A 789-nucleotide genomic window follows, 5' to 3' on the forward strand; every position below is an offset into this window, starting at 1 on the left:
ATCGGACGAACTTCTATGGTCCAAGCCCTTGACTGCGGACATCAGACCGCTGTTCTCAGGCCACGGCCTTGAGTGGCGCTGGGGCATAGGCCCATGGCAGCAGGTCGTCGATCTGGTTCTGCGGGTGACCGGCGACGATGCGGGTGATGACGTCGGCAAGGTATGCGTACGGGTCGACGTCGTTGAGCTTGCAGGTCTCGATGAGAGAGGCAATCGTCGCCAAGTGCTCACCCCCGTCGTCGGAGCCGGCGAAGAGCGCGTTCTTGCGATTGAGGGCGATGGGGCGGATCGTGCGTTCGACGACATTGGAGTCGATCTCGACGCGGCCGTCGTCGAGGAAGTGGGCGAGCCCTGCCCAGCGCGCGAGTGTGTAGCGGATGGCTTCGGCGAGATTGCTTTTCTGGCTGACCAGGGCGAGCTTCCCAGGCAGCCATGCCTGGAGGGCATCGATAATGGGTCGGCTTCTCTCCTGTCGCGCGGTGCGCCGCTCTTCGGGCGAACGTCCCCGGATCTCGCTCTCGATCTTGTAGAGTTCGGCGATGCGGGCGAGCGCCTCCGTTGCGATCGGCGCGGGTCCGGACTGCGCCAGTTCGTAGAAGCGACGGCGGACATGGGCCCAGCAGAAGGCCAGGCTCACGGCATTGCGCTCGGCCAATGCCCTGTGTCAATCGGCTCGGAATGGGGACCCTGGATCGGCGTGCAAACGGGACCCCTCTATGGAGCGCGACGGTGAGCGCCCAACCAGGTGTAGCTGGTGAGGGTTGCGTAGCCCGGTCGGGCACGTCGGTG

1 pseudogene is annotated in these 789 nt (G+C 65.0%); it reads right to left on the bottom strand.

Features of this window, described 5'->3' with window-relative positions:
• Positions 1 to 55: 55 nt before the first annotated feature.
• A pseudogene (tnpC, locus tag ABGN05_RS30020) lies at positions 56 to 664 on the bottom strand (IS66 family transposase); the annotation flags it as partial.
• Positions 665 to 789 lie beyond the last annotated feature (125 nt).

The sequence above is a fragment of the Aquibium pacificum genome (assembly GCF_040839445.1).
GTDB classification, from domain to species: domain Bacteria; phylum Pseudomonadota; class Alphaproteobacteria; order Rhizobiales; family Rhizobiaceae; genus Aquibium; species Aquibium pacificus.